Genomic DNA, 14,233 nt, shown 5'->3' on the forward strand with positions numbered 1-14,233 from the left:
TGGTTGCCCCCACCTTTACCTACAATGGGGCACCATGAGTGAATTCGAAACAGTACAGCCCACCGACGTTCCTGCTGGCGCGCAGCTGATCGACATCCGCGAAGTGGATGAGTACAACCAGTGGCACGCCGAAGGCGCCGTCAACCTGCCCCTGTCCGAGCTGCAAGCTCGCTACGGCGAGCTGGATCTGAACGAAGACATCTACCTAATTTGCCTGTCCGGCGGTCGCTCTGCGCGTGCCTGCCAGTGGCTGGAGCAGAACGGTATCGACGCAATCAATGTTGCTAATGGCACTTCCGGTTGGCGCGACGCAGGCCTTCCCATCGTGGGGCAACCCCACAATTAGACAACACCCATAGTCGGCGTTATATTGGTGGCATGTCCGAATCTATGCCGCTACCCGCTGACTTGTTGTCTTCGCCCTCATTCCAGCTTGAGCGCCTACGTCGCCGCACCCGCGACTTCGTGGAGACCGCGCTCGCGGAAGAGGGCTTCAACCTGCGCGAATTCTGGGTTCTTGCCTGCCTCGTCGACGGCGACGCAGCAAGCCAGGCCACGCTAGGCGAAATCCTCGGAGTGGATCGCTCCGACATGGTGCGTCTGGTTGATTCCCTGGAAAAGCGCAGCCTCGCTAAGAGGGTCAAAGACCCCAAGGATCGCCGCCGCCAGATCATCTCGGTGACCAAGAAGGGCAACAAGGCCTACAGCAGCCTTGCTCCACTGGTCGCAGCCGCGGAAGATAAGGCGCTGGACGATTCCACCTCCAAGCAGCTAAAGCACTTGAGCAAGCTGGCCCAGGCCATCATCGCGAGCGAGGAGGCCTAGGCAAACAGTGCACATCCCTTCCCGGTACCTCCGTTCCAGCGAGGCACCGGAGCCTCGCACGCTCATCGATATTGTGCGTGCGACGGCTTCGGCATGCCCTGAAGCCCCCGCCATCGACGACGGTAAGGGGGTTATTACCTATTCCGAGCTTCTCGATGAGATCAACGAGACCGCCCAGTGGCTGCACGAGCGCGGCCTCGGGCGCGGCGACCGCATCGGCATTCGCATGCCCAGCGGTGATCGTTCGCTCTACATCGCTATTCTGTCCACCCTCGCCGTCGGTGCTGCCTATGTACCTGTGGACGCCGACGATCCAGAAGAACGCGCCTCCCTTGTCTTCGGCGAGGCCGGCGTGGCCGCAATTTACGGCGCCGATGGGCTGCGGGTAGTCGACGACAACCTGCAGGCCGACGCTGGGGCAAGCTCCGACAAGGCTTTCGGCCCCGACCTGGAGACCGACGCGTGGATCATCTTCACCTCGGGTTCCACCGGCAAGCCCAAGGGCGTGGCCGTTACCCACCGCAACGCGGCCGCTTTCGTGGACGCGGAGGCGGAAATGTTCCTGCAGGACGAGCCCCTGGCTCCGGGCGACCGCGTGCTGGCCGGCCTGTCCGTAGCCTTCGACGCTTCCTGTGAGGAAATGTGGCTGGCCTGGCGCCACGGCGCCTGTCTTGTGCCCGCCCCGCGCGCCCTGGTGCGCTCCGGCGTGGATCTAGGACCCTGGCTAGTTTCCCGCAGTGTGACCGCCGTGTCCACCGTGCCTACCCTGGCCGGACTGTGGCCGGACGAGGCCTTGGATGCTGTGCGCCTGCTGATCTTCGGCGGCGAGGCATGCCCGCCCGAGCTGGCCGCCCGTCTGGCCACCGATTCCCGCGAACTGTGGAACACCTACGGCCCGACCGAGGCCACCGTCGTGGCCTGCGGCACCACCATGGACGGGGTGCGCCCGGTTTCCATCGGTACTCCCCTGCGTGGCTGGGATCTGGCAGTCGTTAACGAAGACAACCAGCCGGTGGGCTGGGGCGAGACCGGCGAGCTGATCATCGGTGGCGTCGGCCTGGCCCGCTACCTGGATCCGGAAAAGGACGCAGAAAAGTTCGCGCCCATGCCGGAGCTCGGCTGGGAGCGCGCCTACCGCTCCGGCGACCACGTACGCCTGGAGGAAGATGGCCTGTACTTCGTCGGTCGTATCGACGACCAGGTGAAGATCGGTGGGCGTCGAATAGAACTCGGCGAGGTAGACGCGGCGCTGTCCGCCCTGCCTGGCGTGCGCAGCTCCACCGTCGTGGTGCAGACCACCGGCGGCGGCGACAAGGTGCTGGTGGGCTATGTCTCTACGGAGGGCGACGCCGACAAGTTCGACCAGCAGGAGGCGCTGCAGCGACTACGCGACTCGATGCCCGCAGCAATGGTCCCACGCCTGTGCGCGCTGGACGAGCTGCCGGTAACGACCTCCGGCAAGGTGGACAAGAAGGCTCTGCCGTGGCCGCTGCCTTCCAACGAAACCGCGGACTTTGATAACCCGACCCAGCAGTGGCTGGCGGAACTGTTCGCCGACGCGCTAGGAACGGCTGTGACCAGCCCGGATGCGGACTTCTTCAACCTCGGCGGTACCTCGCTGGGCGCGGCTACCCTGATCAGCCGCGTGCGTCAGGAAGTTCCGACCGTCAGCGTGCGCGATCTTTATGATCACTCGCGTCTGGCCGCTCTGGCCGAGCACATCGATTCCATGCGCGAAAAGACCGGCGCCAAGGACGGCGGCTCGGGCCAGGCCGCGCAGGCCAAGGACGTGAAGCCCGCGAAGCCGGTGGGCATCGGCACTCGCCTGGCACAGGCCCTGATCCAGATCCCGGCACTGACCCTCGCGGGTGCGCAGTGGGTGACCTGGATCCTGGTGTTCAACGCGATTCTGTTCCACGGTTCCTCCTGGGCGGGCGACCTGCCGTGGGTCGTTGACGTGCCGTGGGCCGTGGTCATCGCCGCGGTGATCGTCTTCGCCACTCCGCTGGGCCGCCTGCCACTGTCCGCCCTGCTGATCCGCCTGATTACAGCTGGTATCGACGAGGGCGACTATAAGCGTGGTGGCTCTGTTCACCTGCGCATTTGGGCGGCGGAGCGTATCGCGGATTCCTCCGGCGCACGCGATGTCTCGGGCGCCGCGTGGATCACCACGTATGCCCGCTGGCTGGGCGCGAAGGTCGGCAAGGGCGCGCAGATGCACACCCTGCCGCCGGTCACCGGCCTGCTGACCCTGGGCAAGCACTGTTCCATCGAGCAGGAAGTGGATCTTTCCGGCTACTGGTTGGAGGGCGACGTCCTGCACGTCGGCCGCATCGAGATCGGCAAGGACGCCTCCGTCGGCGCCCGCTCCACCCTGTTCCCGGGTGCCCGTATCGGCGCCCGCGCTCACATCGAGCCGGGGTCGGCCGTCACGGGAGCCAAGAAGGTCAAGGCCGGTTCCCAATGGGCCGGCTCCCCCGCCGTGAAGGTCGGCAAGGCCCGCAACCGCTTCCCGGAGCAGGCCGCCCCGCGCCGTACCATGTGGTTCTGGCTCTACGCGCTGAGCGCCATCGTGATGTCGTTGCTGCCCCTGGTTGCTTTGTTCGTCGCGGCTGCGTTCGTCCTGTGGCTCGTTCCTTCTGACGCCCCCCTGCTGGCACTTCCCATCGCCGCAGCCGGTGGCCTGGTGGCATTCGCCACGTACACAGCACTGACGTGGGTGTTCGTGCGCCTGCTGTCGGCAGGCCTGAAGCCGGGCGTGGTGGCCGTGCGCAGCCTCAGTGGCTGGCGTGTGTGGGCGATTGAACGCCTGATGGATAGCGCCCGCACGCAGCTGTTCCCAATGTACGCAGCCCAGCTGACCCCGCTGTGGTTCCGCAGCCTGGGCGCCAAGGTCGGCAAGGATGCGGAGATCTCGACGGCCGTGATGGTGCCGCGCTTCGCCGAGGTGCGCGAGGGCGCGTTCCTGGCGGACGACACGATGGTCGGCGGCTACGAGCTCGGCGGTGGTGGATGGATGCTCACCGGCAACACGAAGGTCGGCAAGCGCTCCTTCCTGGGCAATTCGGGTATCGCTGGCCCGGATCGCACGTTGAAGAAGAACTCTCTGGTGGCAGTGCTGTCCTCTACTCCGGAGAAGACGAAGTCGGGTAGCAACTGGCTGGGCTCCCCGCCGGAGCGGCTGCGCCGCGTGGCCGTAGAGGCCAGTGGCGAGTCCCGCACCTACAACCCGGGCTTCGGCCTGAAGGTGGCCCGTGGCTTCGTGGAGACCCTGCGTCTGCTGGCGCCGATGACCTCTGCCGTGATTGCGGCGGGCGTTGTGCTGGCTCTGCAGTGGGTGCTGCTGAACCAGGGCATCTGGCAGACCTTCGCGGTCTCCGGCCTGGTGCTGGTCGCCGCGGGCTTCGTGGCGGCAGTGGCGACGGTGCTGATGAAGTGGCTGTGTGTGCAGCGCATCAAGCCGGGCGAGCACGAGCTGTGGTCTGCCTTCGTGTGGCTGAACGAGCTGCAGGATCAGTTCGTGGAAACTGTGGCCGGCCCGTGGTTCCTGGCGCACACGATGGGCACCGGAAGCCTGAACATGTTCCTACGTGCCCTCGGTGCGAAAATCGGCCGGGGCGCCTGGTTGGATTCCTACTGGCTGCCAGAGGCAGACCTGGTCTCCATCGGCCGGGGCGCGAGCGTGGGTCCGGGCTGCGTGGTACAAACGCACCTGTTCCAGGATCGCGTGATGAGTCTGGATACCGTCACCCTGGGTGACGGTGCGACGATGGGATCGCACAGCGTGGCTCTGCCCGCCGCAGCGATCGAGAAGGCGGCGACGGTCGGCCCGGCGTCTCTAGTTATGCGCGGCGACCACGTGCCCGCCGCCACGAGGTGGCAGGGCAACCCGATCGAGATTGTGGATTAGTCGCCGATCTGATCGCGGCCGCGCTTGACGATCTTCGGGTCCGGCTCGCCGACGACCTCGTGGTCCTTGTCGGCGTACTCGAACTTCGACAGGACGTAGCGCATCGCGTTGATGCGGGCGCGCTTCTTGTCGTTGGACTTGATGGTGATCCACGGGGACTCGTTGGTGTCCGTGTAGCGGAACTGCTCTTCCTTGGCGCGGGTGTAATCATCCCACTTGTCCAGGGAAGCAAGGTCCATCGGGGAGAGCTTCCACTGGCGGACCGGGTCCACCTGGCGGATGGCGAAGCGGGTGCGCTGCTCCTTCTGAGTAACGGAGAACCAGAGCTTCGTCAGGGAGATACCGGAGCCCATGATCATGTTCTCCAGCATCGGGACCTCACGCAGGAACTCTGCGTGCTGGTCGTTGGTGCAGAAGCCCATCACGCGCTCCACGCCGGAGCGGTTGTACCAGGAGCGGTCGAAGAAGACGATCTCGCCGCCGCACGGGAAGTGCTGGACGTAGCGCTGGAAGTACCAGGAGGTCGACTCGCGCTCGGAGGGCTTCTCCAGGGCCACGGTGCGAGCACCACGGGGGTTCAGGTGCTCGTTGAAACGCTTGATGGTGCCACCCTTACCGGCAGCGTCGCGCCCCTCGAAGATGATGATGTGCTTCTGGCCAGTATCCTTGGTCCAGTTCTGGAACTTCAGCAGCTCGATCTGCAGGGCGCGCTTGGTGGTTTCGTACTCCTCGCGGCTCATCCGCTCGTCGTAGGGGTACTGGTCGCGCCAAGTATCGACGCGGTGGCCGTCGGGGGTGATCAGTACCGGATCGTCTTCATCCGAATCATCCACCAAGTAGCCCTCGGTAGCGGCCAGATCAACCATGTGGAATTCTTCTTCGGCCATGTGCCTAGGTTCTCCTTCGCCTGAAGCTTTTAGACTCTTATTAACACTATCTATTCTAGTGCGTTCGGTGTTGCCATACAGCGCTGATTGATGTTGCGATACAGCACGGCTCAACTAGGCATGAAAAAACCCCGGCCGAAGCCGGGGTTTTAACAATCGCTAGAAGCGGAACTTACTTGGAAGCACCGGTCCAAGCAACGATGGTCTTGATAACGTCCTTCAGGCCCTTGAAGATGTTGCCGAAGCCGCCCAGGAAGTCGCCCAGCTGGCCGAAGATGGTGGTAATCTGATCGATCATTGTGTTCTCCTCTTAAGAGATCGGGGGCGCCAGGTTCCCTGGGCCCAAAAATTTTCTTTGGTAGTGACGCCCCCTTTAGGCCGTCTGCGAAATACACTAGCGTATCTAAGAAAAGACACAACCCCTGAGAGGAACCTTTTGTGAACCTATCCCCCAACAGAGGGTAACGGTTTGATAAAGTTCCAGCTCAGGGGCTGTTTTTACGCCTTGTCTACCTAGGTTAAATCTAGGCAAACTAGCTATTTTTAGCTATTCCTGAGAGGCGATTAGAAGCCTCCCATGCCGCCCATCTCGTCGGCACCCGGCATTGCCGGCGCCTCCGGCTCCGGCTTATCCGCAACGACAGCCTCGGTCGTCAGGAACAGCGCGGCGATGGAGGCAGCGTTCTGCAGAGCGGAACGGGTGACCTTCACCGGATCGGAGATACCAGCGTTCAGCAGGTCCACGTACTCGCCGGTAGCGGCGTTCAGGCCCTCACCGACCGGCAGGTTGGCGACCTTGTCGACAACCACGCCGGGCTCCAAGCCAGCGTTGTGGGCGATCTGCTTCAGCGGGGCAGCCAGGGCGGCGCGAACGATTTGCACGCCGGTAGCCTCATCGCCCTCCAGACCCAGGTTGTCGTCCAGCACGTTGGCGGTCTGCAGCAGGGCTGCGCCGCCGCCGGCGACGATACCCTCTTCTGCAGCTGCCTTTGCGTTGCGCACGGCATCCTCGATGCGGTGCTTGCGCTCCTTCAGCTCCACCTCGGTAGCGGCGCCGACCTGCAGCACTGCAACGCCGCCGGACAGCTTAGCCAGGCGCTCCTGCAGCTTCTCTGCGTCGTAGTCGGAGTCAGCGTTCTCGATCTCCTGGCGGATCTGCTTGATGCGACCAGCCAGCTGCTCTGCGGAACCTGCGCCGTCAACGATGGTGGTGTCGTCCTTGGTCACAACGACCTTGCGGGCGGTGCCCAGCATCGGCAGGTCAGCGGTCTCCAGGGACAAGCCAACTTCCTCGGCGATAACCTGGCCACCGGTCAGGATCGCAATGTCCTGCAGCTGTGCCTTGCGGCGGTCGCCGAAGCCCGGAGCCTTCACGGCGACGGACTTGAAGGTGCCACGGATCTTGTTCACAACCAGGGTGGACAGAGCCTCGCCCTCGATGTCCTCGGCAACGATCAGCAGCGGCTTGCCGGACTGCATGACCTTCTCCAGCAACGGCAGCAGGTCCTTCACGTTGGAGATCTTGGAGCTGACCAGCAGGATGTACGGATCCTCCAGGACAGCCTCGCCGCGCTCCACGTCGGTGGCGAAGTAGCCGGAGATGTAGCCCTTGTCGAAGCGCATACCCTCGGTGACCTCGAGGTTCACACCGAAAGCGTTGGACTCCTCGACGGTAATTACGCCGTCCTTGTTCAGCTGGCCGTCGCCGACCTTGTACATAGCCTCGGCGATCAGCTGGCCGATCTTCTCGTCAGCAGCGGAGATACCTGCGGTAGCGGCGATCTGCTCCTGAGTCTCGATCTCCTTGGCGTGGCCCAGCAGCTCTGCCGTGACCTTCTCCACGCCAGCCTGGATGCCGCGCTTGATGCCCATCGGGTTGGAGCCAGCGGCAACGTTGCGCAGACCCTCGCGCACCAGGGCCTGTGCCAGGACGGTGGCGGTGGTAGTGCCGTCGCCAGCGACGTCGTCGGTCTTCTTGGCAACTTCCTTGACCAGCTCAGCACCGATCTTCTCGTAGGGGTCTTCCAGCTCGATTTCGCGAGCGATCGTCACACCGTCGTTGGTGATCGTCGGGGCGCCCCACTTGCGCTCCAGGACAACGTTGCGTCCCTTCGGGCCGAGGGTTACCTTGACCGCGTCTGCCAGGGTGTTCAGACCCTTTTCCAGTCCGCGGCGTGCTTCTTCGTCGAATGCAATCATCTTAGCCATGAGGCTTTTCGATCCTCCGTTAGAGTTGGCGACACATACGGTTCAGATCAAGCGCCCGCGACGGCACGGGTGAACGAATGTCGCGACATTCACCCTCACTTCATCTGACGGTTATTTTCTGGCACTCCCTTAGTTCAAGTGCTAATCCCGTTTTTAGCACTCTCCCCCATCGTCTGCAAGATGCTTGCGCATTCTTTGCGTTACCCACAGCCGTAGCACTACTCGCGGCGCCGCCACCTACAAGGCCCTGTCCGGTGCGGTCGCTACAGTAGTTATCTATGAACAATTCCAACACCTCTCAGCTAGACCTCGCCCGTGCCGCCATCGCGGAGCAAATGCCACAACTCAAGGAGGACCTCACCGCCCTCGTCTCCTTCGAGTCGGTCCACTCCACCCCGGGCCTCGAGGAAGCCAATGCCGCCGCTGCACAGTGGGTCATCGACGCATTCACCAGCGTGGGCATCCCCGTCACCGGTCATGTCACCACCGACGGCTCCACCTCCGTCATCGGCCTGCGCGAACCCGCCGAGAGCTACCCCACCATCCTTCTGTACTCCCACTTCGACGTGCAGCCCGCCGGCGACGTCAACGAGTGGACCTCCGACCCGTGGACCCTTACCGAACGCGACGGCCGCTGGTACGGCCGTGGTACCGCCGACTGCAAGGGCCACGTCGCCATGCACGTTGCGGTGCTGCGTGCTCTTTCTATTCTTTCGGACGCCCACTTCCCAGCCGCCAAAAACCTCGGCATCCGAATCGTCGTCGAGGGCTCGGAGGAGCGCGGAGGCTACGGCCTGGAGGATCTTCTAGCCGAGAAGCCGGAACTCTTCGCCGCCGACACCTTCCTCATTGCCGATTCCGGCAATGACGCTCTGGGCGAGCCAAGCCTTTGCACCGCACTGCGCGGTTCCGCGCCGGTCACGGTGCGCACCCGCACGCTGGCGCAGCCGATGCACTCCGGCCAGTTCGGCGGCTCGGCTCCGGATGCCCTCGTCGAGCTAGTACAGCTGCTGTCCACCCTCCACGACAAGGACGGCTTGGTGGCCGTTCCGGGATTGGAGCCAAAGGAGCGCTGGGGTGGCGTCGGCCCCACAGAAGAAGCATTCCGCGACAACGCCGGGGTGACCGACGGCGTGGAGCTGTACGGCACCGGCAAGTGGCAGCCGAACGACCTGACGGTAATGAATCCGTCGATCACGATCACTGGCCTGGATGCGCTGTCGGTGGCGGACTCGGTGAACTCCGTTCCGGCGAACGCGGCGGCCGTCGTGAGCCTGCGCGTTCCGCCGGGACGCGACCCGCAGGAGTGCCAGGATCTGTTGGTTAAGCACCTGGAAAGCCAGAAGACCAACGCGCTGGTGGAGATCGAGCGCGGATCGCTGGCCGAAGCATTCCAGGCGGATACGTCCGGCCCGGCTTTGCAGCTGCTCGGCGAGGCGCTGGGCGAAGTGTACGGCAAGGAGACGATGGAGGTCGCCTCCGGCGGGTCGATCCCGCTAACGAACAAGTTGCTGTCCGCGTATCCGGAGGCAGAGCTCGCGCTGTATGGCATCGAGGAGCCGAAGTGCGCCATCCACTCGGCGGACGAGTCGGTGGATCCGGGCGAGATCGAGGCCATCGCCACGGCGGAGCTACTGTTCCTGCTGCGCACCGCGGCCGCCCACAGCTAGCACTTGACTCTCGGTAAGTGCGCGTGCACTGCCGAGGCGTTGCCCTAGCATTGCCCAGACGCTACCCAGACGTTGCCGAACTATTGCCTAGAACCGGCCCCTACCACCGGAAATCTCACAGAATGAGAACTAGGCAACAGTTTGAATCTCAGAGTGAGACGGATTACATTATTTAAGTAGCAGTACTTAACCAACTGCACCTTTTTAGCCAACCGCACTTTGTAAGATTCTGTTCCAGAAATTCGAGCCACTCCCATGAACGTCTCTACTTCGAACACCACGACCTTGATCCGCTTCGCAAGCTCGGACCAGGACATGGAGCTAGACGCGCCGGTGTACACCCCGCTACCCAGCGCGCGACGTTCGACTGCAAAGACGTTCAGCGAGCCGGTACGCACTCGCATCGAAAAGCGCCGCAAGCGCACCCGCACCTTCGCGGAGGATCCTTTTCGCGCCCGCTTCGGGCAGCGCCTGCCGGTCGGCATGCGCCAGGAGGCGCGTGGCATGGAGTGGAAGAAGTTCATCCGCACCTACGCTCCCGCCGCGATCCGCGTGGATTACCTGAAGGCCACCCGCCGCTCGCTGGGTCGCCACGACTTCGGCATGCAGGTCAGTGGCCTGCGCGCCGATGGGCAGGCCACCCGCGTGGAGATCACCGCGATGGGCGCATCCTCTGCGATGTCGGAGGTTCTGGCTGACCACGGCTTCCCCGTGGAAGTTGCGGAGTTCCACCAGTACGACATCTTCGAGGCCACAGTGACCTTCATTTACGCGGTGCACAAGTCTAAGCGCGTGTGGGCCGTCGGCTTCGGCGCGGATCGCGATACCTCGATCGCCAACGCGCTGTGCAACGCAGCCTCCCGCCTGCACCTCTAAGCTTCGCCACGTCATGGTGGCTAGGCCGCGTAAAAGCAGCTAGGCCGCGTAGCTACAGTGACTTCCGCAGCCGGTCGACCGTCAGGTCGACCGCAGCGATCCACGCCTCCGGCTGAGTGAAGCCACCCTCTACCCCATCGTCACCGCGGGTACGCGTACCCGGTTCCGGCGCCGCGCCGTGTTCCCGGGCAGCGGCGCGCTGCAGCGCGTAGTCCCCACCGCGGGCGATCAGCTTGCGCACATCCTGCAGCTCGGCGGCGCAGCCCAGCTCCTCCGACAGCGGGGCGAGCCTATCCACCCACTCATCCAGCTCGTCAGTGACCAGCGCCTCGCTGGTCTCCCTATCCGTGATGATCAGCGCGTCCAGGCCGTAGCGTGCCGCGCGCCATTTGTTCTCCGCAACATGCCAGGGCTGCAGGCTCGGCAACTTGTGGCCGGCATCCAGGCGGCGCTCGAAGTACACCACCAGGCAGTGAGTGTAGGCGGCGATGGCTGCGAGCTCCCACAGCTCCATCGTGGCGTCAGCAAAACGGGTCTCCACCGTGCCGTACTTGGTGGGACGCACGTCGAAGTGCATCGAGCCGGTGTGGTTGATCACCCCGGAACGATCCTGGTCCCGGTTGAATTCCTCCCACTGCTCCCAGTCCTCGAAGTGGTAGGGCATGCCCGCGGTCGGCAACTGCTGGTACAGCAGGGTGCGGTTGGAGGAATAGCCGGTATCCAGCCCCTCCCATGCGGGCGAGCTGGCGGACATGGCCAAAATGTGCGGGTAGTGCGTCATCAACGCGTTGATTATCGGCCACACCTTTTCCTTGGAGCCCACACCCACGTGCACGTGGATTCCCCAGATCAGCATCTGGCGGCCCCAGTACTGGGTGCGCTCGATGATCTCCTGGTAGCTGCCCTTTTCGCTAAGCTTCTGGTCCCCCCAGTGTGCGAATGGGTGCGTGCCCGCGGAGAACAGGTTCACGCCGATGTCGTCCGCGCATTCCAGCAGCTGCTTGGCCTGGCCGCGCAGCTCCTCCACAGCCTCCGGGATCGTGCCGTGCACACTGGAGACCATCTCCACGGTATTCGCTAGAAACTCGCGGACGACCTTGTGACCGGGGTGTACCTCGTCCATCCGCTCCAGCAGTTCCGCAGCACGCGGAACCAGGTCGCGGGTTTCGGGGTCAACGAGGGCGACTTCCCACTCAATACCAACAGAAGGCGCGGAACCCGGGAAGTCCATTGTGGCCCCTTAAAGATATGTAGACAGAAGTTTAAAGAACTCTTTTACTTTAGCGGGGCATGTCATTTGTTGTCACAACAACGACACCCGCAGGGCGCTCCCCCTCCAGCATGGTTACACCAGCGAGGGTGCGATCGGTCACCTCATCCCGTTCGCGCGAGGAGATGCCGAGGTCCTTGGCAAGCTGCTCGGCCAGCTGACGTTCGGCGTCATTACCCTTCGAGTAGAGCACCACAGACGTCGGGAACACACCCGATTCGTCCGGGAGGTTGCCCACACCGGTCTTGCTCCACTGCTGATCACGCATCTTGTTAGCTACGTCGCCGGCGAGCCCTGCGATGGGACTGTTGTTGAGGACGGCCACATAGGTGTTTTCTTTATTAACGCCACCCTCCGCCGGATTAGCTTCGCCTTCCTGGCGCCCATCGGCGGAAGCATTCTCCCGGCCAGCCTGCTCGCCTTCCGGCTTCGGCTTGTCGGACTCGGGACCACCGGGGGTGCGCGAACCCTGCTCGTTCGAGGGAGCCTTACCAGGCTGGTTCTGCGCCTGGCTGGTCTGCTGGCTCTGGCTGGCCCGGTTGGATTCGTCGGAATCCTTCCCCGTCAGGGAGTAGGCAGCCCAGCCGATCAGCAGGACGGCCACAGCGATCAGAATCATGGCGAGCCCGCGGAGGGGCAAGCCGAGGTTCTCGCTATCCTCTGCGTCGTCGAGTGCATGGCGTGGTCGGTTCGAATCAGTCACGCCTCAGATTTTAACTTTCGCAACATTGGTAACAAGCCTGACACGCGCGGTCGCTCACTCTTCGTCGCGGCGGCGCAGCAACATCCGCACCAACACGGGATCGAAATCCAGCGCCTCGGGGCGCTCGATCAAACGGTTGAGCTGTTGGAAATAGCGCACCGGATCCACCCCGAACTCGCCACGGATGTGCTCGTTCTTTGCGCTGGTATCCAGCCACCAGTGGCGCTCAAACTCCAAAATGGCGATCTCTCGGTCTGACAACATGGCAATAGATTCTAGACTGTGAGTCATGACCATCATGCCTATCGTCATCTGTGGCGACCCCGTCCTCCACAACCCCACCACCAAGGTGGACCCGAGCGAGATCCCAGACCTCGCCACCCTGATCGAGGACATGTACGAAACTCTGTCCGCGGCCAATGGTGTGGGATTGGCGGCCAACCAGGTTGGCGTCAATAAAAGATTCTTCATCTACGACTGCCCCGACACAGAGCTGGGCACAATGCGCCGCGGCTGCGTGATCAACCCGGTACTGGAAACCAGCGAGATCCCCGAATCCATGCCCGACGAGGAAGAGGACGAGGAAGGCTGCCTGTCCGTACCCGGCTACTCCTTCCCCACCGGCCGCGCCGACTGGGCGCGAGTGACCGGCCTGGACGAAAACGGTGAGGAAGTCACCGTCGAGGGCACCGGCTTCTTCGCCCGCTGCCTTCAGCACGAGGTCGGCCACCTGGACGGTTACCTCTACACCGACACCCTGATCGGCCGCTGGAAGCGCAAGTCCAAGAAGGCCATTAAGGCCGAGGGCTGGGATCACGCGGGCAACACCTGGCTGCCCGGCGTGGACGAGGATCCTTTCGGGCATGAATAAGGACACGACCTTCTCCGCCGCTCACGCCGGTGCGCGGCGGGTGGAAGGCTTCGGGTTCCCGATCAGCCGCCTCACCGACCCCGTCAGCATCCGCCCGGGCGTGCGCGTGGTGGTGCGCTACCGCGTCACTGAAGACGCAGGCACGGTCACCGACGCGATCGGCGTGCTCCGCAGCGTGAACCCTTTGCAGGTCGACGACCGGATCATCCCGGACGGCGACGTGGTGGTGCTGAAGACCCTGAGCGCGAAACCCGTGCGCAACAGCGATATACGCGCGCTGGAGAGCGCCAAAGCCGCAGCCTTCCCCGGCATCGATAACCAGATGATCGGCGGCTGGCTGGCGCGCGCGGGCGATGGCATCACCGAGCGCAGCAACTCCGCAGTACCCATCGGTCCGAGCGCCGGGCTGCAAGAGGTTCCGCTCGCGGAATTGCAGAAGTTCTACCGCTCCCGCGACCTGCCGTGCCAGCTGATGATCCCCGACCGGATCGGCCGCCCCGCCGAGCACCTGCCGGGTGAACGCGGGCCGGAGATCGTAGTGATGAGCAAAGACCTGGGCAGGCAGCCAGAAAGCCAGCTGACCCCGCCACTTGCCGACGCACAGGTCGCGCTCACAGTCGACGACAGTCCGACTGCCGACTGGTTCTCCATGTACGAGTTCCGCGGCCAACCCCTGCCCAAGAAGGCCCTGGATCTGCTGAGCCAACGCATCGACGGCCAGCTAGGCTTCGCGCGCCTGACCATCGACGGGCAACTCGCAGCCATCACCCGCGCCACCATCACCGACGGCTGGCTGGGCTACTCCGCCGTGGCCGTCGCCCCGGAATACCGCCGCCAGGGACTGGGCACCCTACTGTGCCAGCACATCCTGGACTGGGGCAAGGACAACGGCGCCGACCGCGCCTACCTGGACGTTATCGATTCCAACACCGCCGGAAAGGCGCTGTACCACAAGCTGGGCTTCAGCGAACACCACCGTAGTCGCAGTCTGCGCACGCGCTAGAATGCTTAAC

General features: G+C 63.7%; 13 protein-coding genes. 7 read left to right on the top strand and 6 right to left on the bottom strand.

What is annotated here, in order from left to right:
- Positions 1-34: 34 nt before the first annotated feature.
- The 3 genes from CRD15_RS02570 to CRD15_RS02580 are packed head-to-tail and all read left to right on the top strand — an operon-like array spanning position 35 to position 4,735.
- Positions 35-346 (top strand): rhodanese-like domain-containing protein, encoded by a 312-nt coding sequence (locus tag CRD15_RS02570; protein WP_034969468.1) that lies wholly within the window; start codon positions 35-37, stop codon positions 344-346.
- Between the two features lie 32 nt (positions 347-378).
- Complete coding sequence (locus tag CRD15_RS02575) at positions 379-825, top strand: MarR family winged helix-turn-helix transcriptional regulator (protein WP_034971747.1); 447 nt, start codon at positions 379-381, stop codon at positions 823-825.
- A gap of 7 nt (positions 826-832) precedes the next feature.
- Positions 833-4,735: a Pls/PosA family non-ribosomal peptide synthetase gene (locus CRD15_RS02580; protein WP_187401825.1), complete on the top strand. Its 3,903-nt coding sequence runs from the start codon at positions 833-835 to the stop codon at positions 4,733-4,735.
- Here CRD15_RS02580 and ppk2 read toward each other — a convergent pair.
- The 3 genes from ppk2 to groL all read right to left on the bottom strand — a co-directional run bounded on the left by ppk2 (position 4,732) and on the right by groL (position 7,830).
- The gene (gene ppk2 / locus CRD15_RS02585) at positions 4,732-5,622 is read right to left on the bottom strand and encodes a polyphosphate kinase 2 (RefSeq protein ID WP_005296894.1); all 891 of its coding nucleotides are present in this window, start codon (positions 5,620-5,622) and stop codon (positions 4,732-4,734) included. The genes CRD15_RS02580 and ppk2 overlap by 4 nt on opposite strands.
- A gap of 172 nt (positions 5,623-5,794) precedes the next feature.
- Complete coding sequence (locus CRD15_RS02590) at positions 5,795-5,920, bottom strand: PorACj family cell wall channel-forming small protein (RefSeq protein WP_168163075.1); 126 nt, start codon at positions 5,918-5,920, stop codon at positions 5,795-5,797.
- Positions 5,921-6,186: 266 nt separating this feature from the next.
- Entirely contained in the window at positions 6,187-7,830 is a 1,644-nt protein-coding gene (gene groL, locus CRD15_RS02595; RefSeq protein ID WP_034981764.1) for a chaperonin GroEL, read from the bottom strand.
- Positions 7,831-8,108: 278 nt separating this feature from the next.
- On the opposite strand from groL, the gene CRD15_RS02600 reads away from it, so the two are divergent.
- Entirely contained in the window at positions 8,109-9,500 is a 1,392-nt protein-coding gene (locus CRD15_RS02600) for a dipeptidase (protein ID WP_187401826.1), read from the top strand.
- Between the two features lie 255 nt (positions 9,501-9,755).
- Complete coding sequence (locus CRD15_RS02605; RefSeq protein ID WP_187401827.1) at positions 9,756-10,376, top strand: hypothetical protein; 621 nt, start codon at positions 9,756-9,758, stop codon at positions 10,374-10,376.
- 52 nt (positions 10,377-10,428) lie between these two features.
- Here CRD15_RS02605 and CRD15_RS02610 read toward each other — a convergent pair whose 3' ends face one another.
- The 3 genes from CRD15_RS02610 to CRD15_RS02620 are packed head-to-tail and all read right to left on the bottom strand — an operon-like array spanning position 10,429 to position 12,613.
- Entirely contained in the window at positions 10,429-11,607 is a 1,179-nt protein-coding gene (locus CRD15_RS02610; RefSeq protein ID WP_187401828.1) for a glutamate--cysteine ligase, read from the bottom strand.
- A 49-nt stretch (positions 11,608-11,656) separates the two neighbouring features.
- Entirely contained in the window at positions 11,657-12,349 is a 693-nt protein-coding gene (locus tag CRD15_RS02615; RefSeq protein WP_035007536.1) for a LytR C-terminal domain-containing protein, read from the bottom strand.
- 54 nt (positions 12,350-12,403) lie between these two features.
- Positions 12,404-12,613: a DUF3263 domain-containing protein gene (locus tag CRD15_RS02620; RefSeq protein WP_034971735.1), complete on the bottom strand. Its 210-nt coding sequence runs from the start codon at positions 12,611-12,613 to the stop codon at positions 12,404-12,406.
- A gap of 25 nt (positions 12,614-12,638) precedes the next feature.
- Here CRD15_RS02620 and CRD15_RS02625 point away from each other — a divergent pair, with 25 nt between their 5' ends.
- Positions 12,639-13,220, top strand: coding sequence for a peptide deformylase (locus CRD15_RS02625; RefSeq protein WP_034969180.1), 582 nt, complete (start codon positions 12,639-12,641; stop codon positions 13,218-13,220).
- Positions 13,213-14,223 (top strand): N-acetyltransferase, encoded by a 1,011-nt coding sequence (locus CRD15_RS02630; RefSeq protein ID WP_187401829.1) that lies wholly within the window; start codon positions 13,213-13,215, stop codon positions 14,221-14,223. The genes CRD15_RS02625 and CRD15_RS02630 overlap by 8 nt, the downstream gene beginning before the upstream one ends.
- The last annotated feature ends 10 nt before the right edge of the window (positions 14,224-14,233 follow it).

The organism is Corynebacterium sp. LK28, from assembly GCF_014335105.1.
Lineage (GTDB): Bacteria > Actinomycetota > Actinomycetes > Mycobacteriales > Mycobacteriaceae > Corynebacterium > Corynebacterium macclintockiae.

What these genes read in the sequence shown, in the direction of transcription:
- CRD15_RS02570 (WP_034969468.1), top strand. Translation starts at nt 35, where the DNA reads ATGAGTGAATTCGAAACAGTACAGCCCACCGACGTTCCTGCTGGCGCG.
- CRD15_RS02575 (WP_034971747.1), top strand. Translation starts at nt 379, where the DNA reads ATGTCCGAATCTATGCCGCTACCCGCTGACTTGTTGTCTTCGCCCTCA.
- ppk2 (WP_005296894.1), bottom strand. Translation starts at nt 5,622, where the DNA reads ATGGCCGAAGAAGAATTCCACATGGTTGATCTGGCCGCTACCGAGGGC.
- CRD15_RS02590 (WP_168163075.1), bottom strand. Translation starts at nt 5,920, where the DNA reads ATGATCGATCAGATTACCACCATCTTCGGCCAGCTGGGCGACTTCCTG.
- groL (WP_034981764.1), bottom strand. Translation starts at nt 7,830, where the DNA reads ATGGCTAAGATGATTGCATTCGACGAAGAAGCACGCCGCGGACTGGAA.
- CRD15_RS02600 (WP_187401826.1), top strand. Translation starts at nt 8,109, where the DNA reads ATGAACAATTCCAACACCTCTCAGCTAGACCTCGCCCGTGCCGCCATC.
- CRD15_RS02605 (WP_187401827.1), top strand. Translation starts at nt 9,756, where the DNA reads ATGAACGTCTCTACTTCGAACACCACGACCTTGATCCGCTTCGCAAGC.
- CRD15_RS02610 (WP_187401828.1), bottom strand. Translation starts at nt 11,607, where the DNA reads ATGGACTTCCCGGGTTCCGCGCCTTCTGTTGGTATTGAGTGGGAAGTC.
- CRD15_RS02620 (WP_034971735.1), bottom strand. Translation starts at nt 12,613, where the DNA reads ATGTTGTCAGACCGAGAGATCGCCATTTTGGAGTTTGAGCGCCACTGG.
- CRD15_RS02625 (WP_034969180.1), top strand. Translation starts at nt 12,639, where the DNA reads ATGACCATCATGCCTATCGTCATCTGTGGCGACCCCGTCCTCCACAAC.
- CRD15_RS02630 (WP_187401829.1), top strand. Translation starts at nt 13,213, where the DNA reads ATGAATAAGGACACGACCTTCTCCGCCGCTCACGCCGGTGCGCGGCGG.